The following is a 25057-nucleotide window of genomic DNA, read 5'->3' as shown; positions in this document are numbered from 1 at the left end:
GAAAGAGATTGAATAAAATGGAAGATTCGCATAACATACTTTATAAGATACAAAAGCGAATGTCGCAATTCTCCCACTGAGAGGGGAGAATGCGACATTCGCAGAATGGATGTTATACGAAATATTAGCAACTATTAATGGGGGTTGAATCATGGAAGTATGTAAATTATGTGGAGAGAAAGCTACTTTAGAAGTAAGTCATATAATACCTAAATTTGTATTTGATTATATAAAAAAAACATCTGCAACTGGACGGTTTAGGATGCCATTGGATAATCCAAATATCCCGAAGCAAGATGGGGATAAGATGAAATTGTTATGTGGGAAGTGCGAAGATCTATTTTCAAAGAATGAAACACACTTTGCAACTAATATTTTTCATAGGTTTCAGAAAGATAATATTCAAGAGTTTAATTACGATGCCTGGCTGAATTATTTTATCACTTCTGTTAATTGGAGAAATCTACAAGCTGATATTGGATCATTTAGCTCGAATAAATCAGTTTCACCAGATGAGTTAGAGTGCTTAATTAGTTCTGAAAAAATAATGAAAGATTTCCTATTAGGAAACAAAGAAGATTTAGGATACATAGATAATCATATATTTTTCTTTAATAGGATCAAGAAAACAAACAATAAAGAAGTTGTAGAAAATGGACCTCATGTATTTTTTAGAAGAAGTGTTTTTGGCTATACATTAATTAATCATAATCCAGGTGGAATATACGTTTATTCTAATCTAGCTGGAATACTAATATGTACAATATTAAAACCGTCTGTTAATGACAATTGGGAAGGGACACAGGTTGGGTTATCTCAAGGTAGTATCAATATGCCGCAGAATATTGCAAGCCCAATAATTAATGACTTATTTGATTATATGCTTGAATGTAAGCAGGTTTCAATGTCAGACCAACAGAGGACTAAACTTATTGAAAGAGTAAAGAAAGATCAAGATAAATTAATAAAGAGCAAGTTTATTGAATTCTGGAAATATGACAGAGATCTTGAAAGTAATAATTGAGGGGCTGATACATCATATAACAATATGTTCTTGCTTCGCGGCTGTTGCCTCTTGGTCTGTCTGTAGAATTATCATGTAGAGAACTCAGAAAGACACATTGATTCCCCTAAGATAAAAGCTATCTAAGGGGAATCAACGTCAGGAACACAGAAACGTTAGACGAAATACCGTAGAAAGTTCATATTAAATGGGAGGTTCATTAATGGAGAATAGCGAGAAAAATATAGACGAGATTATTAAATGGTATGTGAATGTAAGACCTACATACAAAAACCTTGCAAGCAAAGTTGAGTCAATCATAAGAGAAGTTTTAAATAGCTCAGGAATTTCATATTATACAGTTTCAAGCCGAGCAAAAGACATTGAGAGTTTTTCAAAAAAGGCCAGTAAAGAAAAATATAAAAATCCCAAAAATGAAATTAAAGATATGGCTGGAATAAGAATTATTACATTTGTTAAAAGTGAGGTCTTACAATGTTGCGATATAATTAAACCATTGTTTGATATTGATCCTGATCATAGTGTAGATAAAACAAAGGAACTTGGAAATGATAAGGTAGGATATAGATCTATCCACTATGTAGCCAAGCTAACAGACGAAAGACTTGGATTGCCAGAATATAGCGTGTTTAAAGAATTAACTTTTGAAATACAAGTTAGAACTATACTTGAGCATGCTTGGGCAGATATCTCGCACGATAGAAATTATAAGTTTATTGGTAATTTACCTACGGAAAATGATATTCAGAGAAGGTTCTCTTTAGCAGCGGCTACTTTAGAATTAGTTGATAGAGAATTTGATAACTTAGCAAAGGAAATAAATATTTATGATAAAGAAGTTAAGAATAAAGTAGAAAATGATGATTTGAATGTATCAATCAATACTACTTCTTTAAGAAATTATCTGAATAATAAATTCAGACCACTTATTGACAAAAATATATTAGAACGCACCTTCAATAAAGGAAGTAAAAGGATAGTTAATGAATTGAAATTATATGGAATATATACGTTAGCGGATATAGATAGAATAATAGGAGACGACATAAATAAATATGTAGATAAGCCAACAAACTACTTGGGTTTATTAAGGTACATTATGATTATTAACGACATAAACTTGTACTTTGAGAAAGCCTGGAGAAAATCTTGGACAGGAATAGATCGGAAAGAGGTTAATTACTTATCTTCATTAGGTGTAGACATAGAGGCAATTATGGATAAATTCGAATTGCATGTTGCCGAGAATGACTTTGATTATGATGAAGATGATATCTTTGAAGAAGAGTTTTTTTCAGAAGACTAAAAGTAAATAAAGGAGTAACTTGATTAACCAAGGAAGTCGGTACGGCGTCTAACATAATATTCACGCATCGGGCATACGCCCTCGGTCCGGCAGAAGCATTCCAGGGAAGGCTGCCGGACACACTTGGCATACGCCAAGCGTCGTGAATACCTGAACGTTAGCCGAAACTTCCTAGGTCAAGAACGTATGGTTAAACCCTCAAAGCCAGAAGCATCTAAGGTCAAGGGCGGATAAGAGCATATGAAGGTCAGATCGGATAAGGGCATATGAAGATCAAGAACATATTGGGTGGGTAGCTCAAAGAAGAAGAAGTATCGGCTAACACCGCGTTAACGCTTCGGACATACGCCCTTGGTCCGGACCGAAGTTGAGAAGCCTGGAAGTGGACTCAGCCGGACACACCCGACTCCGTCGGGCGTCGAGAATTCAACAACGTTAGCCGAAAGAAGTTCTTACATGTTTAGGAGGAGTCTATATGATATTAGAAAAAGTTATAAATAGAATTGTAATACAAAGTGAATATAAGGATTTTGTTGAAAAGTATAAAGATAGTATACTTACTGAATTTAAAGGTAAGATTCATAGCATTTATATGTGTGGCTCGATTCCAAAAGGAACTGCTAAACCTTTTAAGTCAGATGCAGACTTTACTATTGTATGTTTAAATCCCAAAGATATTGATTACGAAAGATTGTCAAATATTAAAGACAGGCTTTTGGAAGAATATCCAATACTAACTAAGATTGATACGATAATTTGCTCGATTGACGATGTATTAAGTAAACCGAATGAGTGGGGTTTTTGGATTAAGATAATTTGTGTTTGCATATATGGTCATGACGTTGGTGAAAAAGTGCCACCGATAATTACTTCTCCAGAGTTCATTTTAGACTTAAATACAGAGACCAAGGAGGAAATAGATCGTATACATAGTTTACTTTCTAATGCTAGTGATAACACAATGAAAACTAGATATATTAAAGGTTATTCTAAGAGATTAATTCGTGCATTATACTCATTGGTTTTAGAAGATACAGGTGTATGGCAAGATGACATTATTAAGATGAAGAATGCCATATTAGACTATTGCGAGATTGACTCCGCTTTAGTTGATTATCTGTATGCTTGTTACTTGGATAGTCATGTACTTGTTGAAGAGTTTCTGGGAATTGCAGATGAAGTATATAGCTATTTTGAGAACGCCTTAAATACAATGGCTGATTCCAGAACTTCCTTCGGCTAACAACAAATTGACGCTCGGGGTCACTCTGAGAAGTGAGTGACCACATCCAGCCCCCTAAGCCCGTCGGGACGTCACTGCATTAGGTAACTATAAGCAGCGGCTCTAAGGGGCCAGGACCTCGTCAATACAAGACGTTAGCCGAAACTTTCTAGGTCAAGTACGTATGGTTAAACCCTCAAAGCCATAAGCATTAAGGTCAATATCGGATAAGGACATATGAAGGTCAAAACCGGATAAAGGAATATGAAGGTCAAGATCGGATAAGGGCATATGAAGGCCAAGATCGGATAAGAGCATTTGAAGGTCAAGATCGGTAAGAGCACATGAAGATCAAGAACATATGTGGTGGGTAGCTCAAAGAAGAGAAAGCATCGGCTAACAACGCATTCACGCATCGGGCATACGCGCTCGGTCCGGACCGAAGTTGAGAAGCCTGGAAGTGGATTCAGCCGGACACACCCGACTCCGTCGGGCGTCGAGAATTCAACAACGTTAGACGAAAATTTCCAAAACATACTTAATAACATTAATGAATCGGAGAGATTTCATGTTGAACTATAGAATCGAAGGCGAAAGGACTTTCGTGAATATCAATGATAAGACAATTGTTGGTGATTGGGATAATTCATTAAACGGTGTTCTATTTCAAAATTGTGTTTTTCGAGATATTCCAGGATTTAAGTATAAAGACATCATCAATATAAGACATCAAGACATCCCAAATAATTTTCATTTTGAATTAATGGGTTGTCTTAGAGACCATACAGAAGAACCAATTGATAAATTACCTTATCCTGCATTTTGTATAATTTTTTCTAAAGAAGTTGATGCTTTTTTTGTTCAGTTTCAGATTTCTTTTGATGATAATGATGATGAATGGCGAACTCAAATAAAGTGGATATATGAATACTACATTGATGAATTAAGAAAACAGGTTAGTCTTATGGACAGTGCTCAATTTATTGAAATATCATCTGAATACGGATCTTCCTTCTATATTAAATTTTGTGAGAACAATTCTAATACAATCGGCGAAGCTTTCATTGAGTCATTGCCCAAACTAAATAGTTTATTTTTAAAAACTCATCACGCTCTTCAAGGTATTGATAAGTTCATAACAGTGATGGATTTCTGGTATAAGAACAAAGAGAATAATATGGAAAGTACATGGCATGAATTTTTTATTCAACATAATTGGGTACTTTCTCAATGCTTTTCTTTACCATTTATCTTATTCAAAGATAAAGCATATGCTGGAGGTAAAGATCTCAGCAATAGGGGCGGCAGTCTTCTTGATTTTATTTACAAAAACAACTTATTTGAGAATGTAGCTATAATAGAAATCAAAACTCCTTTAACAAAGCTAATCGGTCAAGAGTATAGAAGTGGTGTTTTTTCAATGTCTGCTGATTTGTCAGGTTCTCTTAATCAATTATTACACTATAAAGATCGGTTGCAAAAGGAGTTTTTTGTGAATCGGTACAATTCAAAAACTGTATTTCATGCTTTGAATCCAAAATGTATTTTGCTTATTGGAGCATTGGACAGTCTTAACGATTCTGAGAAACAAAACTTTGAATTATTTAGATCAGAATTAAGATCGATTGAGATAATAACATATGATGAGTTATTTGAAAAAGTAAATTTATTAAAAGACTTGTTATTGTAAATCAAAGAAGAGGAAGTCATCGTCTAACAACGTGTTCCTGCTTCGCGGCTGTCGCCGCTCGGTCTGCGCGAAGGATTTCCATGAAGAAGATTCAGGCAGACACATTGATTCCCCTAAGATAAGAGTTATCTAAGGGGAATCGACGTCAGGAACACAAGAACGTTATATACAATTCCCGTAAAACATATTATATAAATTCAAAGGAATGAAGAATAATGGTTTTTTTCAAAGAAGCAAAATTTGTTGATACAGTTAACCGAGACATTATCATACGATCAGCAAATGGAGAAGATGCCAAAGAGGTTTTGAATTTCAATCAGGAAATCATTAACACAGAGCCATATTTACTTACAACACCTGATGAATTCAAATTAACAATTGAGCAAGAACAAGAATGGATTGAGAATATTCAACAGAAATTAAATAACTTAATCTTAATAGCGATGCATAAAGGAGAGGTGGTCGGAACATTAGATTTTCACTGTGGTCATAAACGTCGATTAGAGCATATAGGTAGTTTTGGTATGAGTGTTCGGAGAGAATATCGAGGAAGTGGAATCGGCAGGGCTTTACTTCATTCATTAATTGAATGGGCATTAAGAAATGAGAAGATCGAGAAGATTAATTTAGAAGTGTTTTCGAATAACCATCGTGCTATTGAATTATATAAGAAGATCGGATTTGTCGAAGAGAGTCTATTAAAGAATCAGGTCAAGCTCAATGATAATGAATATATTGATTTAATAGGTATGGGGCTTTTTCTTAAGACATTGTGAATGATAATTCGTAGAAGGCGGGGACAACACATAACATCGCATTCAACGCTGCGGTCCGAGACAAGCACAGCCCTGGGTGCGGGAGAGGCATTTCAAGGAAGCGGATTCACCGTACACATCTCACCGCCTAACTGCCGCAAGCGGCAGCCGTCCATACGGACCTTAAGGCGCTGGGATATCGTGAATGCTGGAACGTTAGACGAAATCTCTTAAGTGCTAAAGGACGTGGACTCATGGTTATTGACGAAAGTATCCACCTTTCTCCATTTAAAGAAAGATGGAAAGATATTTATCTGATAGAAGAACAGATTCTTAGAACAATATTTGATCCATCAGTTGAATTTGAACATATAGGAAGTACAGCGATTGAAGGAATGGTGGCAAAGCCAAGCGCATCGCGCCCGGCGACTTCGTCGCCTTAAGTCAGTGGGACGTCGTGAATACAAGAACGTTATAGGAAATCAGCGTAAAAACATAAAATAAAAGCAAATTTATTATTTGTCGGTTTAAGATAACGAACCTAGGGAGAGGCGAAAGTTTGATTTCTGGGAAGAAGTTTAAGCGGCTTGACACTGTTCGTGGTCTTGTTCATGAAATGCTTTCTGCTAGAGAGATTAGCTCCAAGAAACGGGAAGCTTGGGTTCATCTTTTCGAAGTTTCTTATTTTGCTTCTTTTCTTGCTATGAGAAGAGGACAAGATTCAGAAATTACTGCGATCACGGGGTTTCTCCACGGTTTTTATTTCTATAAAACCGGAATCAAAGACTTCCCTGGTCCAAACAGTGCAAATACTGTAAGACCGATATTACGTAGCACCCAACTCTTTAACGACGAAGAGCTGTCTGTCATACTCGATCGATCTTTTATCAAGAAGATAAATATCGATTTCATGACCCATACGATGAAATTATTAAAGATGCTATTCTGATGCAGATGTACTATCAGAGTTCAGGTAACAAATTATCCAATATTGAGATAATAGACTGCAACATGTATTTATTGAATTGAGGATTCCGGGGGAGCATGTAGAAACGGAGTCCAACGTTAATACGGGAACGATAAACAGAATCACTGAAGATAGACGCCATCAGTTGGCTGATTTTGCAGAAAGGTTTGCAGGGCAAGACATTATTGGTATTCCGCACATCCGCACCGACTAATCGCATCGCGGCCGCTCACTTCGTTCGCCTATCAATTCAATCATGCGCTGTGGAATCAGCACTCCAACTTTAAATATGTAACAACCAACGAAATTGATGAACTAATCAATGATGATGTATATGGTTACGGGAACTTTTGTTGGGTCGACATCGAGAATGTGGACTATATTAATAAGTTAAGTAATAAAGAGATATCGGAATTGTTATTTTTTTCTCATATGGCGAAACCATTGAATAGAATACCTATGAATAGATTTGCTTATCATTCACATGATGATGGATGGTTTAATAAACTCTTTGTAGAAGATTTAAGAGACTATAAATCCCTATTATCGAATGTGATTATATCGAAATTAGAAGTAATAACACGCAGAACCTTTACCGAGTTGCCTGATGAAATAACTTCAGTACTTTTAGAATCAACTCGTGAAGGCTTATTTATTGATCTGAGTAGAATAGTGAAGACTAGAGTTAAAGTAAAGGTCCCATTAACAGGAATAGGTCATCATACAGATATGGATAGGGTATATAATTTTCGTGAAGAAATCAAAGATTACAAGATATTTATAGAATATTCAGAGACAAAGAAATCTTGGCAGTTACTCAAAGAGGGCTAAATCCATTGTATAACACCATATTCACGCATCGGTGGACAAGCCGTCTCGGTCCCGGAAGATAAGGCGAGGAAGCTGTTGCCGGGACACATCCACACCGACCAACCGCATCGCGGCCGCTCGTTCACTTAAGTCGGTGGGAAATCGTGAACACGGAAACGTTATCTGAAAGGCACGCAATAATCATTAAACTGAAAGATAGGTATCATTATTAACTTGAATGAACTAACAAGAGCGATAAAGAAAGAAAAAATTGAAAGCTGTGTTATATATAAAGAGAACTCGGTTGTATTTGAGTACTATAAAAATTGGAAAATTAAAGACAAACAATACAAAGTATATTCAATAACAAAGAGCATTATATCTGCATTATATGGAATTGCAATTCAGCAAGGGGATATCGAGAATGAGGATGTTCCAATTTCGAATTATTTTAGCGGAATTGAAGATACAAAGAAAGGAATTACTATAAGACACCTATTAATGATGTCCTCGGGTTTGAGGTGGTCTGGTAATGCAGCGATGATTCCAACAAAGAATTGGGTAAAGTTCATACTTGAACAACCTGTTGAATCAGAACCTGGAACGCAAATGAAATATAGTTGTGGCAATTCACATTTACTAAGCGCAATATTGCAGAAGGCAACCCAAACGAGCACTACGAATATTGCGAAAAAGAACTTATTTCTTCCGTTAGGTATTCAAAATTTTAATTGGTATCATGATGCTCAAGGAGTTTCAATAGGTGGTTTTGGTTTGATATTGAAGGTGGAAGATATGTTGAAATTTGGGAGATTATATTTACAAAAAGGGGAATGGAATTCAAAGCAACTAATCCCTGCTGAATGGATTGAAAAATCAACAAATCTTATTTCAACAACAGATAAATCGTCTTATGGATATCATTGGTGGATAATGAATCATAATTCTGTAGACTATGAGACAGGTAAGACATATTATGCTGCAGGCAGGGGAGGACAATATATTTTTATTAATCAAGAGAAGGGACTAGTCACAGTGTTTACAAGTAATTTCACAGATGATAGTTCAAGTCCAAAACAATATTTTCAGAATTATATATTAAATGATTAAAAGCTTGGTCAGTTTATTCAAGAAGGCTAACGAATGGTTCGGAAATGCAAGAACGTTATGTGAAGAGCGGCAAAAGATATTTGAAATTCATCAAGTCTTTTCATAAGAGAGGGGGAAAACGATGGATTATATAAAGTGAATTAGAAGCAAGGTTGATAGCGAAATGATAATTCTTAATTTTGCTGGAGCAATAATAACTAATGAAGAAGGACAAATTTTATTGCAGCGAAGAAGAGATAAAGATGCATGGGGATTTCCAGGTGGGGCTATGGAAATTGGTGAATCCGCAGATGAAACGGCAAAAAGGGAAGTAGAAGAAACAGGATTAAGAATTAATATCGAAGAACTAATCGGGATTTATAGTAAGTATTTTGATGAATATCCCAATGGAGATCAAGCGCAATCAATTGCATTTGTCTATAAAGGCAATATTTCTGGTGGAGAAATAATTAAGGAGAATGAAGAAAGTACAGAACTTAAATTTTTTAATAAAGATGAAGTGCCAGAATTATTTAATCAACAACATAATGATGCATTTAATGATTTTGTTAATAAGAGAACGGGAGTATATAGATAATTTGGTTTTAGCTTTTTGATATTGATTCAAAGATGGCCGGACCATCACATAACACCATATCTACGCTGCGGGCTGCGCCCTTAGTTGGCAACATGAGGTATGCAGAGAAGCTCATTCAGTTCACAACCTGCGAGGCTAAGTCTGTTGGACCCGGTCGCTGGAGCTCCCTTAAGCCTCTCGAGTTTGTAAATACAATAACGTTATATGACGTACCCGGCTTCTTCGAGTTACTTTTTCACACTGCCTTACTGTTTCTATTTTTACTCTAATAATGTATATTTCAGTGAAGTCTTACTATAACCGTCACTTACTTATTTGTTACCGAGTTGTTCCGCCAAACCGATTAGAAGTCCTTCGATTCCACGAATGTAGCAGAGCCGATACGAGTCCTCGTACTGAACCACTTCGCCAACGAGCTGAACACCATACTTACTGAGTCTGGATACCATTTCATCAATGTTTTGAACTGTAAACATGACTCGTAGATAACCGAGGGAGTTTACAGGAGCAGTCCGATGATCTGATATCGTAGGTGGGGTGAGAAATCTCGAAAGTTCAAGTCGGCTGTGGCCATCTGGGGTAACCATCATAGCAATCTCTACGCACTGAGAACCTAGTCCGGTTACACGACCAGCCCATTCACCTTCAACATTGGCTCGCCCTTCGAGGATCAAGCCAATCTCCTCGAAGAAAGAGATTGCGTCTTCAAGGGATTCTACAACGATGCCGACATTGTCCATTCTTAGTAATTTGTTTTTTTCCATAGTTTTATCTCCTCGTGTACAAATTTACTACCTGATCATCTTCGATATTATTTTAATAATAATGCTTTGTAACAATTATTTACAATAATAAGAAGTCATAGTATAGGAAGATGTGAAATGGATTTCCGGGTATGTTATATAACACTGTACTCACGCATTTCTGCTTTGCGGCTCGGTCCGCCCGAAGGATTTCGATGAAATTGGATCAGATGACAACTCTCTGAACCTAACCGCAGTCGCGGCCGGCTCCTCCGGAGCCTTAAGGTTCTCGAATTTGTGAATACCCAAAGTTATCGGAAATTCATGCAACCATAATTTTAGAAGCGGGGGTCAATTTAGTGGAGTTGATTTTTATACGTCACGGTCATGGGGAACATTTAATAGATTATCCAAACCAATTAAATACACTACATCCTGGATTAACTCCATACGGGAAGATGCAAATTAATCAACTCGCTGAAGAATCTGCATTTACAACGAATGACTTATTTCTCGTAAGCCCAACTAAACGAACAATTGAAACTGCACAAATCCTTCGAAAAGATAATAACTTCATTATTACTCCTTTTGTTGGTCCGCGAATGTTTCCGCAGAATCCAAATTTACCATTTTTAATATGTGATCAGATTTATTGTAAAGAAGATATTATTAAATATTACCTAGGAATTGAAATCTTAGATTTTGAATTAGACTGCTGGGGAGAAGGAATTAATAGAATAGATCCAAATACTTTTGAAGATTATGCCCATCGATTGTTAGCTTGGATTAAAGAAAAAGGTAACCGGATTTTTATTATTTCTCATGATGGTACTATTACAAATTACCGCATTTTATTAGGAGAACAAGAGTTAACTAGAAAAGATTTTTTAGGAGAAGCAGGAGTATTTAGAAGAACTTTGTAACCCGATTTCAGAGAAGGTATGAACATCTGATAACACCGTTCACGTTGCATTCGCTCCGCTCCGTTGGTCTGCCCGAGGAACTTCAAGGAAGTGAATTCAGCGATCATATTGGAATTGTTTTGGTTTGTGAGGGAAACAAATTATTTGTTGCAGAAGGTAATAAAGACAATGAAAACTACTCCAGTGTTTTTTACAGAGACAGAGGAAATTGTATTCTTGGATATATTCGAATAGACAACGGCTATCGTTACTGTTTTAATGGGGAATACACACCGATCGTTACTAATTAATGTCTGAGAGTAGTTATAATTATAATTGTGAACTGTAGTCTTTTCGAGGAAGACTCTGACATCCTATAACAATGTGTTCACTCATCGGGGGAGAAGCCATCTCGGTTCCCATAGCAAAGTCGATGAAGCAGTTGCCGGGACACATCCGCACCACCTAACCGGATCACTGCCGACTCTTGCGGAGTCTTAAGGTGGTGGGACGTCGTGAAAACTAGAACGTTATACGCAATTACTCGAACCTATAAAAAGGAGAAATAAATCATGCAGGAGAGAGAGTTATCATTAGAAAGAAAAATAGCCATAGTGACAGGTGCTTCCCGCCTTAGCGGCATAGGGGCAGCAATATGTACAGCGCTGGCGAGTAAGGGAATTGATGTATTCTTTACATATTGGACTACGTATGATGAAGAGATGCCTTGGGGAATTCATTCAAATGAACCTCAAGTGTTGCAAGATAAAATCATAGAATATGGTGTGCGGTGTGAGAAACTGGAATTAGATCTTTCTAACACACTTGCACCTGCTAAGTTATTAGATACAGTGGAAGAAAAATTAGGTAAGCCATCCATTTTAATAAACAATGCGACCTATTCCGTTGATGTAGGTTACGACACACTAACAGCTGAAGTACTTGATAAACATTACCAAGTAAATATTCGTGGAACCATGTTATTAAGTGCAGAATTTTCTAGTCGATTTAGCTATGCAAAAGGCGGGAGAATTATTAATTTAACTTCTGGTCAATCGCTAGGACCGATGGCTGGTAATATAGCGTACGCTACTACTAAAGGAGCCATTGATACATTCACTTTAACCTTGTCGGCTGAAGTAGCCTCGAAAGGAATTACCGTAAATGCAGTGAATCCAGGACCAACTGATACAGGATGGATGAAAGATGGCGTAAAAGATTATATATTGACTAAATCACCAATGGGTAGAATTGGAGTGCCTCAAGATGCAGCACGGTTAATTACTTTTCTTGCAAGTGACGATGCTGAGTGGGTAACCGGACAAATCATCCACTCAGAAGGTGGATTTCAGAGAGGTTAGAAAGTATCTCAAGGATGCCGAATAACGTATAACTATGCCTTCACGCATCGTTGGACAAGCCGCCTCGGTCTCGGAAGATACGGCGAGGAAGCTGTTGCCGGGACACATCTGCACCGACTAACCGCATCGCGGTCGGCTCTTGGCGCAGCCTTAGGTCGAGTGGGACGTCGTGAACACTACAACGTTAACTGAAACTCCTTGAGAGAAATAAGTGAAATCAAGTAGACACTCTTAATTGAGTTTTTATATAGAGGGAGGTTGATAAGTGAAAATGATTAACAACAGGAAATATTATTTAAGGGCATTGAGCACTGTAATTGGAATTATTGTATTAACATTTGTAGTTTCTTGCTCTACAACAACGACAAAATCAGAGGCAGGAGAAAGTATCCCTAATTACGATTCATTATTACAATTTTCCTTCAAAGATAGAATTTACTCCATCGAAGGTAATATAACCCCTGCCGAAAAAATAAAAAAAGAGATCGGGGAAATAAAAGAAATTGTAGACGATATTAAAGAAAACGGTCAAGCTAAAGTATTCAACTCAAAAATAGACCTTTTAGATAGAATAAAAATTTTTACCATTCAAGATCTAGACCAAGATACTGTAGTTGCCATCAAAATTAATGATATATATTACACTGCGTTTTTTTTAGCAAAATTAGATTAGTTATTGGAATTTATAATTGAACAAGAAAAGGATTAAATAGGATCGGGAATTAAAACCATAAGGGATACAGATACAAACTAAATGAGTGATGTGATAGGTTAATCGAATAAGAAGGAGCATCAGTTAACACAGCATTCCTACTGCGGGCATTCGCCCTTGATCGCCAAGGGGGGATTTTTCAAAGAAGTTAATCAGGCGACACATCCAAAAGGTTAAGTCTGGCGGCTTATTAATGATGACAGAAGTATTATACATGAGAGAATGCCGTCAGGTACAAGTGAAGTAAGATATCTACATAATAAATCGAAGCAATTTCTCTTTATATTATCAGGAGCCATGACGATTGAAGTGGACGGAAACGAGTATATATTGTTAAAGTACATGAAGGAATTGAAGTATTGAAGAAAAGCAGAAGATAAGAGATTTGCATAACTCAAAAAAGTACTAGTAATAACTCATATAATATTACGGAGGCGTTGTTTTAATGAAAAACATTTATAATCAATTAAATACAAATGAAATTTTAGACCGTATCGATCAATTACGCCCAGATTCACATCCGCAATGGGGTAAAATGAATATTGCACAAATGCTAGCTCATTGCTCATCTTTTCAGGATATAGCAATGGGAAACTCCACTTCCTCAAGAAGTTGGATAGGGATATTAATAGGAAAGTTTGTGAAACCCATAGTTTATAACGATAAGCCAATTCCTAAGAATATGTCCACGATTCCAACATTAATCATTGTAGATAACAGAGAATTTGAAAAAGAAAAAGAAATACTGAAACAAAAAATAATAATGTTTCAAAGTAGTGGTCCTGAAAAATGCACAACACACCCCCATCCTTTTTTCGGTAAACTCAATTCTGAAGAGTGGGGAAAATGCATATACAAGCACCTAGACCATCATTTAAAACAGTTTGGCGTTTAGCTAATAATAATGAAGTTGCAGTTTTTCAATGAAGACGCTGACATCCCAATGGTTTCACGCATAGGGCATTCGCCCTTGGTCTGGAACGAAGTCAGCCCAAAGAGTCGGATAACAATGTCTCTTTGGGCTAAATGTATCATTCTCATCAAAGAGCATGATACAAGACACACTTCTTATGCTATAAACAGCGGAGTGAGAATGTACATCAGGTATTGACCGAATTAGGATGTCTTTGGGCCTTTTCCTTGGGCTAAGCGTTGTTCCGCCGCTTGTTGCTGTCGGAATTGTCCCGGGGTAAGTCCCGTTCTGGCTTTAAAGATTTTGTTGAAGTAGCTGACATTCGCGTACCCGATCTCCCGGCAAATCTCCTCCACTGAGGTATCGGTCTGCTTTAACAGCTCTATGGCGCGTTTGATGCGAAGCTGAATGAGATAATCATTGACGGTCATACCCTTGGATTCTTTAAAGATGCGCCCCAAATAGGACGTGCTGCGCTTCACATGTTCCGCCACACTATCCACGGATATATTCTTGTTGAAATGGTCGTCCATGTATTCCGTTGCCAGCTGAAGCGTCACATCCGTCATTTTGGAGCGCTTCTCTCGGTGGTAGTCAATGATTGTACTGCACATCGTTAAGACGCATTCCTCCATATCTTGCACGGTTTCCGCGCGCGCCAGAGCATCTGTATAGGATGAGCTTTCACCGAAAACAACGGTCACCTCACCGCCGGTCTGAACGAGTGTTTTAACCAGCTCACCACTTAATTGCACATACAGCTGGTGAATATTAGCTCTACCCAGCCTTTGCTCCAAAACCTCCCGCGTGATGGCCCGGATAACGGCAGTACATTCCTCTTTATCCGTCTGCAACAGGGATTGCTGCAGCTTCATCTCCAGTTCGTAAGGATAATAGTAGGAACCTTCTTCCGATTTCCATTCATCAAGGATAGAAAAGGGGAGAATTTCGCCCTTACCAATGTATATTTTCATATTTAGTGCTTCCTGAGTCTCGTTGTAAGCCGCACGAACGGATGGCTCTCCGGAGTGAACGCGGCTGACAGCGATGGTCACAGAAATACCATAACGACTGAGGAAATATAGCTTGAGGCTCCTGGCTTGTTCTATCGGAAAGGTATCATCGGCATCCGGGTGTAAGGAGAGGAGGATGACCGTATGCCTGCTGTCTTTGACAAAGATTTCTCCGTCGATATCTTCTCCCAGCTCTTCCATCAGACCATACTGCAGCAGATGGGAATGGAATATATCCTCCGATCCCTTCTTCGGATCATGCTCTTCCAGTTCGAGGGTCAGGATGGCAAAACGACTGAAATCAAGCTTTAATCCAAGCAGCTCTGCCGCATGGTCTGGCCCGCTGGCAGGTTCTTCCCGACCGTTGCCCTGAATTAAATCGTTCAAATACTTTTCCTTAATGGCCGTACGGTTGCCGGTGAGGAGTTCATCCACTTTTCGCTTCTCTTTCATTAAGATATCGCGGTTACGTGTCATCTGCTCAAATGAGTGGCGGATAAAACCAGCTTCGTCAGTGCTGCTTGGGGCGCCGGATTTATCGCGCCGTTCGGATTCTTCCGAATTCACAATATAGGAAATCACACTTTGAAGCGGGCGATATAATCTTCTCGATACATAATAGGAAATCGCAACAGCAGCCGTTATGTATAGGATGGCGACGGTCCAGACGATGATTTTAATACGGTTCATGCCTTGCAGAAGGACGGATCGTTCGGTGATATCGACGAATCGCCAGCCTGTCATATTCGATGTCGTGTAGGTTACGATCTGGTCGGAGTCGCCGATATAGTAGCCGCTGTCCGTTGTTACCTGTTCTGTGTCCATTTGCTGAAGGAGCGTTTCGCCGTCAGGAGCATCGGAATAGAGAAGCTCCCCTTGCGGACCGATCACCATGATCGTGCCTTTTTTGCTCTTGTAATGACTTAAGTAGTCGGCGAAGAGTCGATTCAGATTCAGATTAATGACGATGGCGCCCTCCACATGGCCAATCAGTGGCATCTTCTGAAGCAGGGAGGTTGCAGGATGATCCGGAGAAAAACCATTCGGCCTCCCGGTCAACCACACCGTACGAGATCCCGAGTCCTGATTTAAGGTATCCAGCCAGGACCGGTCGGCAAAGCTCAATATAGGAGATGTCTTTATCTCCGGACGAGATGTCAGGACAAGCTCGAGCGGAGCATAGTACAAATAAATGGAATCGATGTAGGGACTGAGCTTTTTTTGCTCTTCCACAAGCGTAGATAAATCGATTAATGAGCTTACGGAGAGCTTGCCCCCGATGGTCTGGTACAAGTAGGATTGAGCCATTAGCAGACTGTTGGCTGCATTTCTAATGGTTGTCAGCTCCTTCTGAATCAGCTCCTGCTGCTGAGTCAAGACGGATTCATTGTAACCGATGGAGTTACGAACACTGTTATCGGCCGAAATCATGTACGTGACCGAAGAAATGAGAACAACAGTGATTAAAGCAATGGCGGTCATAGACAGAAGCAGTTTAACGAACATGGAGTTATTTTTAATAGCCAAAAGTCCTCTCATGGCAATCCCTCCTTTCAAATGTGGTAGCGCTTCCAATTGTGAAGTCCGATGATCTTAATAAGACGTGTGCAGTCAATTATATATCACATAAACGGAATTAGAACAGACAGAAATTGAAAAACATACAAAAAACGGAATAACGTCAGAGGCCCCAAACGGCTTCTGTAGCCAAAAACATAAAAAAAATGGAATGAGAGGATTGTGCACCGGCACGGTATAAGCTTAAAGTTTTAGGTATATAAAAACCGTTCCCAAAACCCGGCCGGGTCGTCATGCGGGGGGCGGATTCTCGAATCCAATAACAATCCAATACCAGGGGGTAGGTTCATTTGAGTAAAAGAATCAAATTTGTAAGCGCCATCTTACTGACAGTAAGTTTAGCGGCAAGCTTGCTTACCGGCTGCACTTCCAAGTCGGACACTTCAAACCCGAGTCCAAATACAGGAAAAACGCAGGAAACGAAGTCCAAGCCGATCGAAATCTCCTGGGGCATTCATTTCGCGGCTGAAGGAGTCGTAAATGACTCCGAGGTTCAGAAGTGGCTGGAGCAGAAGTTTAATGTAAAGATCAAACCGGTGAAGGTAACGGATGCAAGTATCGCATCCGGGGAAGTACCAGACATATTTATGCTCGGTGATCCTGCAAATGTAATCGCTTACCAAAATCAAGGCGTGTTAATGAGCATAGATCAGAACATGTTGAAGGAGAAAATGCCCGAATATTACACGGATATTGAGAAAAAGAAAGAGCTGTTCCAAACCGTTACCGTAAATAACGAGCTGTGGGCAATCCCGATGTTTATCGATTTGAAGCCATATGATCTGGCTACGTTGTGGCGTAAGGACTGGCTGGATAAGGTCGGCATCAATAAAGTGCCGGAGACCTTGGATGAATACGAGAAGGCTATTTATGCCTTTGCACAAAAGGATCCGGACGGTAATGGCGTTAAGGATACTTACGGTTTGACAGGAACGGCTACTTCTACGTGGTCTTCAGGTTTCTATTCCATCTTCGGGGCATTCGGCGTGGAGCCGACCATGTGGATGGAGAGGGATGGTCAAATTGTAAATGGATCGATCATGCCTGAGACAAAGGAAGCTTTGGCGAAGCTACGGCAGTGGTATGCGGACGGTGTCATTGATCCGGAATTTATCACGGATACACAAGATTCATATCGTAAGAAACTCTATAATAACCGGATTGGCGTCATTGAGGAGCAGATCGCCAAAGGTGCGCTGCCGGAATCTCCCGTAATTGCGGAAATGAAGTCATTGAATCCGGATGCCGAGCTGGCATTTTCCAAAAATCCGAAAGGACCTGGCGGTGACGGCTCATGGGATTGGGGAATTAAGAGCAACTTTATTGTCATCGGCAATAAAGTGAAGGATCAACCTGAGAAGCTTGCAAAGTTGTTCGAAATTTTACAGGCACAGAGCAATGATGAAGAGACGATAAATATGACCAGCCTAGGCGTTAAGGGAACCCAATGGGATTTTGTCGAGAGTGGTGCCACATCAGGAGCTACTAAATTCCTGCCTGGTTTCGAGAAGCAGGAGCAGCGTGATCAACTTGGAATCCGTTTGTTCTCTTTCGGTAACATTACAACCCAAGCTTATCGGGACAAATATTCTGATCCGAAGCTGAATGAGGCGATCAAAACGTATTCATCTGCTCCAAGATGGACCGATGCGCTGCTGTTCTCGGTGCTGCCTTCGGACGGAAAATACAAACAAGACCTGACGTCACTCATGCAAAAATATTTCGCCCAGATCATCAGTGGCGAAATTCCTCTGAGTGATTTCGATAAATTCGTAACGGAATGGAAGGCAAAAGGCGGCGAAGAATTAACGAAGGAAGCCAATGAAATGTACCAAGCTCAGTTCAAAAAATAACCCGAACCCGACCTAAGCACCCGTAAGGGCTGAATCAGCCCTTGCGGGAGGTCTAATGGTTCGGTTTACAAGGAAGTGCGACATGAAAACGATAAAAAAAAACGGAGAGCTGCTCTTACTATTTCTATTCGCCTTCGCGTTCTTCTTCGTATTTAAATACGGCCCTTTATATGGAGTCGTCATTGCCTTCAAGGATTTTCGGGTAATCGACGGAATATGGGGAAGTCCGTGGGTGGGATTCCACCATTTCCAGGAATTATTTCAAAATGGCGATTTTTATCGATTGCTCAAAAATACTTTGCTGCTGAATCTGTATCAGCTGATCTTTTCTTTTCCCGCACCGATCATTCTAGCGATCTTGCTAAACGAGGTCCGCTCAAGGTATTTCCAGAGGTTTATCCAGACGACCATGTATTTGCCCCATTTCGTATCGTGGGTCATTATGTCCGGACTGATTATTTATTTTCTCTCTCCAACGTCCGGCGTTGTAGGAGAAATTGTGAAATGGTTTGGTGGAGAACCCGTCTTTTTTATGGGAAAGAAGGAATATTTCCGTCCGATTGTGGTCATTTCCTCCATCCTGAAGGATATCGGCTGGGGCTCGATTATCTACTTTGCCGCCTTAGCGGCGATCAACCCAGAGCTGAATGAATCGGCCGTCATCGATGGAGCCAATCGGTGGCAGCGAATTATTCGAATTAATATTCCATCGATTATGCCAACCATCGCTATTATGTTCATCCTGAGTCTGGGTGGGTTTTTAAGTGCAAATTTCGAACAAATCATCAATCTGCTCAACCCGGTCAATTATGAAACCGGAGATGTCATCGATACTTATGTCTATCGGGTCGGTCTGCAGCAGTTCCAGTACAGTTATACGGCGGCCATAGGCTTGTTTAAATCGCTGGTTGGGCTTGTGCTGATTCTGGGAGCTAATTTTACCGTGCGGAAATTGAGCCGTGGTGAGAGCGGTCTATGGTAAAGGCAGGGGGAAGACAGTCATGAAAATAAAAAGATGGCAAGATCGAATTGCACCGTCCATTATCTACCTTACGTTGTCGATCCTGGCACTCATCGTCGTGTACCCGTTCATTCATGTCCTATCCGTCTCTTTCAGTGGAAGGGGAGAAGCTCTACGAAGCGGATTTCATTTTTATCCCCGGGATTTTGAATGGCAAGCATACCGCGAGCTCTTGGATTATCCTTTAATCTGGTCAGGTTATGCAAATACGTTGTTCCGGATGGTCGTAGGGACGACGTTAACACTTCTGGTTACCGTCTGCGCGGCTTATCCGCTCTCCCGTCCTGATCTACCGATGAAGCGTGTGCTTGTCATGCTGCTGTTGTTCACGATGATCTTTGATGGCGGAATTGTGCCTCAATATCTATTAATCAAGGAACTGCATCTCCTTAACACACGCTGGGTCTATGTGCTGCCGTCAGCTGCCAATGCTTTCAATGTGCTTGTGATGATCTCGTTTTTTCGTTCGATTCCGGATGCATTGATCGAAGCAGCTCGCATCGACGGAGCAAGAGACTTGAGAATTCTGTTCCGTATTTTGCTCCCGCTATCGATTCCGTCTCTTGTGACGATTGGGCTCTGGAATCTGGTTTATCACATTAATTCGTTTATGGATAACTTGCTATATGTCACTGATTCATCCAAATTCGTGTTGCAGCAGGTTGTCCGCCAGATCCTCATTGAGAGTAAACTCGATCCGTTTACTACGGCGACGCTTACTATACCGCCTGCTCCGGAGAGTTTGAAAATGGCGGCTGTCATTGTCAGCTCCTTGCCGGTAATCGTATTGTATCCGTTCTTGCTTAAATATTTTGAAAAAGGAACCATGATTGGGTCTGTGAAAGGGTAGTGATCATTTTGCATTTTATTCAATTGATCTTAATAGGGAGGGATTATTAAAGATGATGAAAAGAAGGATCATCATTTCATTGATCATCGTTTGGTTGGTGGGTTGTCTGCCAGTTACGGGAGCGAATGCGGAAGATACGGGGAACCCTGGTACGGTCTTTTATATTTCGAATAATGGTGATGATTCTAATTCTGGAACGGAAGCAGCCCCATTCCGTACCCTTGAAAAGGCCAGGGACGCAATCCGGCAATTGAAGAAGGGTTCCGGGCTGCCTGAAGGGGGTGTTACGGTCTATTTGAGAGGCGGTATCTATAACCGAAGCGAAAGTTTTCTTCTGGAGGAACAGGATTCCGGCACGGAGGATAAGCGGATAACCTACAAGGCTTATCCAGGAGAAAGCGTACGTTTAAGCGGTGGTCTGGAGCTGCAAAAAAGCTGGTTTTCTCCGGTAACTGACACGAAGGTCCTGGATCGAATCATCAGCCCGGATGCCAGAACGAAGGTTCTGCAGGCAGACTTAAAGGCTCATGGTATCACTGATTACGGTGTAATGAGCCGGCACGGTTATTATAAAGCCAATGATGTCAGTCAGGTTCCCCCGATGGAGCTGTATGTCGAGGGTCAAGGTATGACTCTTGCCCGCTGGCCAAATAACGGAACGGTTCAGATGGGCACCATCACGGATCCCGGACCTACCCGCAATGATCCGGACCTGCAGACACGCGGCGGTACTTTTACCTACACATACGAACGACCAGATCTCTGGAAAGAAGCAGATGATATTTGGCTGGATGGTATTTTCGGCTACAGCTGGGAATGGTCATACAACAAAGTAGCTGCAATCGATACAAGTAAAAAGACGATCACCTTGGCATACGGGGAGATGAGCGGTCTGTTTACCAACTGGTACCCGGACTTCCATTTTGCACAGAACTTGCTTGAGGAGATCGATATGCCAGGTGAGTATTACATTGACCGGAAGCAGGGCGTACTTTACTTCATGCCTACGGCTGCCTTTGAAGGGGATCAACCTGAGATCACGGTTACGATGCTTAAAACCCCGATGATCAATGCTGTCCATGTTTCGCATGTGACCTTTGAGGATCTGACTTTGGAGAATGGCCGTGACTCGGCGGCAGTCATTATGGGCGGTGAGGGCGTCAAATTGGATCACTGCGAAATACGCAACTTTTCCAATGGAGGCGTATTGATTAATACCCAGAGCCGCTGGTTGTATGACGACTTCGCAAAAGTGGACGGAGTGAATCATTCGGTGACGAACTCCCATATTCATCACATCGGAGGCACGGGGGTCATTCTGAATGGGGGAGATAAACAGACGCTCGAGCCAGGCAACAATGTATTGGAGAACAACCATATCCATGATTTTGCCTATTACCATAAAGCGTATAATCCAGGCATCTTCCTGACCGGCGCAGGGAACAAGGTTTCCCACAACGAAATTCATGACGCTCCCCATCCGGGAATGCTAATCTTTGGTAATGATCATCTCGTGGAATACAACAATATTTATGACGTATGCCAAACCTTCTCAGATCTCGGTGCCATCTATATGAATCTGGGTGAGTCGCCTCAGGAACGAGGATCGGTGATCCGCCGGAATTATTTTCATCATATAGGGGAAGGCAAGGAAGGGGTTCAAGGCATATACCCTGATAACTTTACAATGGGGCTTACCATTGAAGAGAACATATTTAACGGAATGGGTAACGATGCCATTTTAAATAACGGAGGCGCTCACATCAAGACCAAGAACAACCTTTTTATTGATGCGAAAGTGCCGTATGAATATTCAGACATGTACTTAGGTGATAAACCGGACCAGCAGATATCCAAAAACTATATGCCAAAATGGAAAGCTTTGTTCGAAAAGAACAACAATTTCGAAGGGACGCCCCACATGGAGAAATACCCGGAGCTGGCGGATTTCTTCACGGAAAACCGTTATTTCCCCGATACCAATACCTTCCAGAACAATGTGATCTATAACCCAACGAGGAAATTAAACAGCACAACGAATGATCAGGGAGCAAACGACAAGCGCAGCTTGCTTCAGTATGCGAACAACTGGATTACAGATCATGATCCTGGTTTCGTTGATCTGGCTAATGGGGACTTGAATATGAAGGCGGATGCGGAAGTGTTCCAGAAGATCCCTGGATTCCAATCGATTCCTTTCAGTGAGATGGGAACTGTGGGTAAAGTCGGTCCATACTTGGCTCCGGATCGAATTGATGTTGAAGGTATCCGATTGTATGACGAGAACGTAACTCTCGGAATTGGGAAGTCGTACTCTTTGTATTCAGCAATACTTCCTTGGAACGCAACGAACCCTAAGATTCAGTATACGTCGAGCGATCCTTCAGTTGTAAAGGTGGATCAAGACGGCAAGCTGAAGGGGGTTAATATCGGGGAAGCTACGGTTACTGCAGTATCTGCTGATCATCCGAGTTTAAAGGCTGAGGTTCAAGTGACAGTTGAAGTCGGGGATGGGATGATCGACTACACCGATTTTGAGAATGGAAGAAACAGTTGGCCGAGTGACCCGAACCGGAGCATTGTAGAGGTTGAAGGCGGCAACCATATGTATAAGCTGCTTAAAGGAGCAACGACGCTAAACGACAATGATTATAACAATTATGAGCTGACCTTCAAGCTGAAGACTCCTAAAGTCATTGCGGAAGATGCTACGTTCTATGTGTTTGACCGGTTGAATCCAAGTGGAAGCGGCGGCAGGATCGGCTATCGGAAGTATGCGAACGGAACATCTTCCTGGCTCTTGTATAATTCGGCCTGGGCTACTGTGAAGCAAAATATGCTGGCTGCCCCAGATCTACAGCCGGATACCATCTATAATATGAAGATTATCGTCAAGGGCCCGGAGATTAGCGTTTATGTGGATAACAAGCTTAAGCTAAAAGCCAGCGATTCGACATTCAACGCATCCGGCAAGGTTGGATTTTATGCCGGCGGCTTTAGTGAACTCCTATTTGATGATATCAAATTCATGGTTCCAAGTATGGATGTGTCCGGTTTGATACTTAGTGAGAGTAATATGAACATGGTCATGGGGGAGCAAAAGCAGCTGCAAGTCCAGTTTGATCCGACTGATGCCGAGAACAAAGAGGTTGTCTATCACTCCTCCCAACCGAAGATTGTCTCCGTGGACGAAAGTGGACTGGTAACCGCTTTGAGGGAAGGCGAGGCTGACATCACCGTAACATCAGTCGCCAACCCGGAAGCCACTGCATCCGTACGTATTCAGGTATCCAATGTGATGCACTTTACGGATTTCGATTCGGGAGCGAACGGATGGCCGGTGGATCCGAACCGAAGTATCATAACTGTAGATGGTAACAAAAAGTATAAAATTTTAAAAGGTGCCTCGGCACTTCATCCGAAGACATTTACAGACTATGACCTTACCTTCACGATGAAGATGCCAGCTGTCATACCGGATACGGGAACACTCTATGTGTATGATCGTTCTATCTCAAGCACATCAGGTAAAATTGCTTACAAGAAGCTGGCTGACGGCACCTCACAATGGATTCTTTACAACGGGGCGTGGGCAGTTTTGAAAACGACGAACCTGCCTGATGAGGACCTGAAGGCAGGCACGGAGTATAACATCCGCATTCGGGCCCAAGGTGCGGACATCAAAGTATACGTGAATGGGGAACTTAGGCTTGAAGGAACGGATGCTACACACAATGCATCTGGAACGGTAGGTTTCTATGTAGGCGGGTTCAGTGAGATATATTTCGATGACATCAAGTTCTCTCTGATCGATACCGATCCAATCGCTCCTGAAACCACGGCCGTCATGAGCCCGGCAGAACCGGACGGATTGAATGGATGGTATAAACAGCCAGTAACAATCACGTTGAATTCATCTGTAGGCTCTGAAGCCGCATATACGGAATATAGTCTGGATGGAGGGGATACCTGGCTTACATATCAAGACGCCCTGACCTTCAGTCAGGATGGCCGCTATTCCATTCTATACCGCTCACTGGATCAATCCGGAAATGCGGAGGAAGCAAAATCTCTGGAGTTCAAGCTTGATGCTTCGGCCCCCACCATATCGGTGACAGAGCCGATCTTCAGAGATTATACAGGAGCGGAGACGCTGAATCTGTCATGGTCTGCTGTCGATGAGATGTCCGGGGATGATCGATTGAAAAGTACCGCAAGACTCAATGATCTGCAGATTGAGCAGGGAGCGGTGGTGCCTCTCTATACGCTGCCCTTGGGAGCCCACACCTTCACGGTAACCGCCATGGACGAGGCAGGGAATGAACAGGAATCTACGGTTACTTTCTCAACTTATGCAGACATCAGCTCGCTGAAAGCGTTAGTAACACTATTTCGGGAAAAGTCCTGGATTGACAATGGCGGAATCGCAAACAGCCTGCTCAAGAAGCTGAGTAATGGTAATACCGAAGCCTTTCTCCATGAGATTCAAGCCCAGAGTGGGAAACATATTGCGACGGAAGCGGCAGCCTACCTGCTTCGAGATGGGCAGGCTGTAGCGAAAGAATAGACGACAGAAAAAAAGCCTTTCCGATCGAATTCGGAAAGGCTTTTCTGTAGATATCAGAAAGTATAAAATTCGGAGCAAGACCT

General features: G+C 41.1%; 21 protein-coding genes. 19 read left to right on the top strand and 2 right to left on the bottom strand.

Going from position 1 to position 25057, the window contains the following annotated elements; all coding sequences use genetic code 11:
• The first annotated feature begins 151 nt into the window (after positions 1-151).
• From GRF59_RS12020 to GRF59_RS11975, 10 genes are all read left to right on the top strand, one after another.
• Complete coding sequence (locus GRF59_RS12020; protein WP_202128548.1) at positions 152-1024, top strand: hypothetical protein; 873 nt, start codon at positions 152-154, stop codon at positions 1022-1024.
• 202 nt (positions 1025-1226) lie between these two features.
• Positions 1227-2330 carry a GTP pyrophosphokinase gene (locus GRF59_RS12015; RefSeq protein ID WP_160497775.1) on the top strand — a complete coding sequence of 368 codons (1104 nt, stop codon included), beginning with the start codon at positions 1227-1229 and terminating at the stop codon, positions 2328-2330.
• 475 nt (positions 2331-2805) lie between these two features.
• Positions 2806-3573, top strand: coding sequence for a nucleotidyltransferase domain-containing protein (locus GRF59_RS12010; RefSeq protein WP_160497774.1), 768 nt, complete (start codon positions 2806-2808; stop codon positions 3571-3573).
• A 583-nt stretch (positions 3574-4156) separates the two neighbouring features.
• Positions 4157-5242: a Shedu anti-phage system protein SduA domain-containing protein gene (locus GRF59_RS30135; RefSeq protein ID WP_160497773.1), complete on the top strand. Its 1086-nt coding sequence runs from the start codon at positions 4157-4159 to the stop codon at positions 5240-5242.
• 215 nt (positions 5243-5457) lie between these two features.
• Entirely contained in the window at positions 5458-6018 is a 561-nt protein-coding gene (locus tag GRF59_RS12000; protein ID WP_160497772.1) for a GNAT family N-acetyltransferase, read from the top strand.
• Between the two features lie 233 nt (positions 6019-6251).
• The gene (locus GRF59_RS11995) at positions 6252-6440 is read left to right on the top strand and encodes a GrpB family protein (protein WP_160497771.1); all 189 of its coding nucleotides are present in this window, start codon (positions 6252-6254) and stop codon (positions 6438-6440) included.
• A gap of 116 nt (positions 6441-6556) precedes the next feature.
• On the top strand, positions 6557-6946 hold the full coding sequence (locus GRF59_RS11990) for a hypothetical protein (protein WP_160497770.1): 390 nt from the start codon (positions 6557-6559) through the stop codon (positions 6944-6946).
• A gap of 450 nt (positions 6947-7396) precedes the next feature.
• Positions 7397-7795, top strand: coding sequence for a hypothetical protein (locus GRF59_RS11985; RefSeq protein ID WP_160497769.1), 399 nt, complete (start codon positions 7397-7399; stop codon positions 7793-7795).
• A 213-nt stretch (positions 7796-8008) separates the two neighbouring features.
• Positions 8009-8884: a serine hydrolase domain-containing protein gene (locus GRF59_RS11980; RefSeq protein ID WP_202128547.1), complete on the top strand. Its 876-nt coding sequence runs from the start codon at positions 8009-8011 to the stop codon at positions 8882-8884.
• 163 nt (positions 8885-9047) lie between these two features.
• On the top strand, positions 9048-9461 hold the full coding sequence (locus tag GRF59_RS11975) for an NUDIX hydrolase (protein ID WP_237391727.1): 414 nt from the start codon (positions 9048-9050) through the stop codon (positions 9459-9461).
• Positions 9462-9772: 311 nt separating this feature from the next.
• Here GRF59_RS11975 and GRF59_RS11970 read toward each other — a convergent pair whose 3' ends face one another.
• The gene (locus GRF59_RS11970) at positions 9773-10225 is read right to left on the bottom strand and encodes a VOC family protein (RefSeq protein WP_160497768.1); all 453 of its coding nucleotides are present in this window, start codon (positions 10223-10225) and stop codon (positions 9773-9775) included.
• Between the two features lie 338 nt (positions 10226-10563).
• Between GRF59_RS11970 and GRF59_RS11965 the strand changes: the two genes are divergently transcribed.
• From GRF59_RS11965 to GRF59_RS11950, 5 genes are all read left to right on the top strand, one after another.
• Positions 10564-11127, top strand: coding sequence for a histidine phosphatase family protein (locus GRF59_RS11965; RefSeq protein ID WP_160497767.1), 564 nt, complete (start codon positions 10564-10566; stop codon positions 11125-11127).
• 551 nt (positions 11128-11678) lie between these two features.
• A complete protein-coding gene (locus tag GRF59_RS11960) occupies positions 11679-12467 on the top strand; it encodes an SDR family oxidoreductase (RefSeq protein ID WP_160497766.1) in 789 nt (262 codons plus the stop codon).
• A gap of 265 nt (positions 12468-12732) precedes the next feature.
• Positions 12733-13140: a hypothetical protein gene (locus GRF59_RS11955; RefSeq protein WP_160497765.1), complete on the top strand. Its 408-nt coding sequence runs from the start codon at positions 12733-12735 to the stop codon at positions 13138-13140.
• A gap of 261 nt (positions 13141-13401) precedes the next feature.
• Entirely contained in the window at positions 13402-13542 is a 141-nt protein-coding gene (locus GRF59_RS29755) for a hypothetical protein (RefSeq protein WP_423802937.1), read from the top strand.
• Between the two features lie 82 nt (positions 13543-13624).
• Positions 13625-14074: a DUF1569 domain-containing protein gene (locus GRF59_RS11950; protein ID WP_160497764.1), complete on the top strand. Its 450-nt coding sequence runs from the start codon at positions 13625-13627 to the stop codon at positions 14072-14074.
• A gap of 221 nt (positions 14075-14295) precedes the next feature.
• Here GRF59_RS11950 and GRF59_RS11945 read toward each other — a convergent pair whose 3' ends face one another.
• On the bottom strand, positions 14296-16644 hold the full coding sequence (locus tag GRF59_RS11945; protein ID WP_160497763.1) for a helix-turn-helix domain-containing protein: 2349 nt from the start codon (positions 16642-16644) through the stop codon (positions 14296-14298).
• 329 nt (positions 16645-16973) lie between these two features.
• Between GRF59_RS11945 and GRF59_RS11940 the strand changes: the two genes are divergently transcribed.
• The 4 genes from GRF59_RS11940 (at position 16974) to GRF59_RS11925 (ending at position 24974) form a co-directional block, all read left to right on the top strand.
• On the top strand, positions 16974-18536 hold the full coding sequence (locus GRF59_RS11940) for an extracellular solute-binding protein (protein WP_160497762.1): 1563 nt from the start codon (positions 16974-16976) through the stop codon (positions 18534-18536).
• 82 nt (positions 18537-18618) lie between these two features.
• A complete protein-coding gene (locus GRF59_RS11935; protein WP_160497761.1) occupies positions 18619-19518 on the top strand; it encodes an ABC transporter permease in 900 nt (299 codons plus the stop codon).
• A 19-nt stretch (positions 19519-19537) separates the two neighbouring features.
• Entirely contained in the window at positions 19538-20407 is an 870-nt protein-coding gene (locus GRF59_RS11930; RefSeq protein WP_160497760.1) for a carbohydrate ABC transporter permease, read from the top strand.
• Between the two features lie 52 nt (positions 20408-20459).
• Entirely contained in the window at positions 20460-24974 is a 4515-nt protein-coding gene (locus GRF59_RS11925; protein ID WP_160497759.1) for an Ig-like domain-containing protein, read from the top strand.
• Positions 24975-25057: the final 83 nt, after the last annotated feature.

Source organism: Paenibacillus dendrobii (assembly GCF_009807035.1).
Lineage (GTDB): Bacteria > Bacillota > Bacilli > Paenibacillales > Paenibacillaceae > Paenibacillus_AQ > Paenibacillus_AQ dendrobii.
Note: the sequence above shows the minus strand (reverse complement) of the source record. Positions and strands in the feature narration are given on the sequence as shown.